This window comes from Parabacteroides sp. AM17-47, from assembly GCF_003434625.1.
Lineage (GTDB): Bacteria > Bacteroidota > Bacteroidia > Bacteroidales > Tannerellaceae > Parabacteroides > Parabacteroides distasonis.
Genome location: NZ_QTLI01000055.1, coordinates 1 through 1,882, shown reverse-complemented (window position 1 = coordinate 1,882; position 1,882 = coordinate 1). Strand labels below are relative to the sequence as shown.

Genomic DNA, 1,882 nt, shown 5'->3' with positions numbered 1-1,882 from the left:
ATTTAGCGGATTGATAATTAACGGGATAATCGGTTGGAAAAAGGAAGAAAAAGGCACTCGGTATCCCTCCGAGTGCCACCACTAAATCCAAAGTATGAGTGTAATCCGGTATCGAAGAACAATTCATTACTCTGAACAAGTGGCAAAGTTAATACTATTTCTTCCGTCCTGAAAATTTCTTGTCCTTTTTAGCCTCCGGGAACACAAAAGTCGTGTTATATTCCCCGTCAAAGGCGACAACAGCATCGAAACTCTTGCCCTGTTTGCTCTTGAACCCTTTGAGCAGCTTGGTATGCCCTTCGGTGAGCAGGTCTTTGATTTCATCGTCGGACAGGGTGCGTCCCGCTTTCAGCCGGAACACGGGCAGTCCGCACTCCGTGTTGTCGCAGCGTACCACCTTGCCGTAGAACCGCATCCTGCCCGTGCCACACTTGGGACACGCGCAGCCGGAGTCACGGCTGCCGAAGAGCTTGTCGCACGAGATCAGTTCGGAGGTTATCTCACGTGTGTACGCCTCTATCTCCTTGCGGAAGGTGTCGTCGGACAGTTCCCCGCGCTCGATACGCGCCAGCTCCTTTTCCCATTCGCCCGTCATGGCAACATCGGCGATGCGCATCGTCTTGACGACGGAATTGAGGGCAAGTCCTTTTTCGGTGGGAACAAGCGACTTCTTGCAGCGTTCCATGTAACCGCGCTTGAAAAGCGTTTCGATGATGGAGGCGCGTGTGGCGGGAGTACCGATGCCACAGTCCTTCATCGCCTGCCGCAGTGCGTCGTCCTCAATTTCCTTGCCCGCCGTTTCCATTGCCGAGAGCAGGGTGGCTTCGGTATGCAGCGGCTTGGGTTTGGTCTTTCCTTCGGTAATGGACGAGCCTTTCGGTGTCAGCGTGTCGCCTTCCTGCCAGCCGGGGATGGTAATTTCCTCTTTTTCCTCGCCATAGACGGCACGCCATCCGGTTTGCTTCACGACGCTGCCTTTTACGGTAAACTCCACTCCGGCACATTCCGCCGTGACAGTGGTCACATCCTTGACGCATTTCTCAGAGAATGCCTCGACCATGCGCCCGGCAATCATCTGATAGATGGTATTGTCCTCTTTGGAGAGGAAGAGCGGTTTCTCACCCGTGACGAGCAGGGCATGGTGGTCTGTCACCTTGCCGTCGTCCACGCTGCGGCGTGTCGGGGCGGCTTTTGCCCGCACCTTGTCTTTCCATTCGGGCTGTGTGCCGATGAAAGCGAGCAGTTTGGGAATTTCGGCAAACACGTCTTCGGGGATGTAGCGGCTTCCCGTTCTCGGATAGGTTATCAACTTCTTCTCGTAGAGCTTCTGCGCGATTTCAAGCGTCTGTTCCGCCGTGAAGCCGTGCTTGGCGTTGGCTTCTTTCTGGAGCGTGGTCAGGTCGTAGAGCAAGGGAGTTTCCTCCGTCTTCTCCTTGCGCTCGGCTTTCGTGACAGTGGCGCAACCTGCCGCCTTTACCTTATTATATAGTTCCATCGCCGGTTCTTTCTCTTTCCATTTCTCGGAGGATGAGAATTTCACGACTTCGCCGTCGCAACCGTCCGTTGCGATATGGAGCTGCCAGAATGCTTCGGACGTAAAGCGGCGGTTCTCCCAGTAGCGTTCACATACCATAGCCAACGTTGGTGTCTGCACCCGCCCCACGGAATACGTGCCGTGTCCGGCGGCGATGGATAACGCCTGTGTGCCGTTGATGCCCACGAGCCAGTCGGATTCGCTCCGCGCTTTGGCGGCGAGGTAGAGGTTGTCGTATTTGCTGCCGTCTTCGAGTTTCCGCAGTCCCTCGCGGATAGCTTTGTCGGTGAGAGAGCTGATCCACAGGCGCACGAAAGGAGTGGTGCAACCCGTATAGTGGTAGAGGTA

The 1,882-nt window shown here is 55.3% G+C and carries 1 protein-coding gene; it reads right to left on the bottom strand.

Features of this window, described 5'->3' with window-relative positions; all coding sequences use genetic code 11:
• Positions 1–154: 154 nt before the first annotated feature.
• Positions 155–1,882: type IA DNA topoisomerase (locus DW205_RS21895; protein WP_147326774.1), on the bottom strand; the 1,728-nt coding region annotated here is incomplete at its 5' end.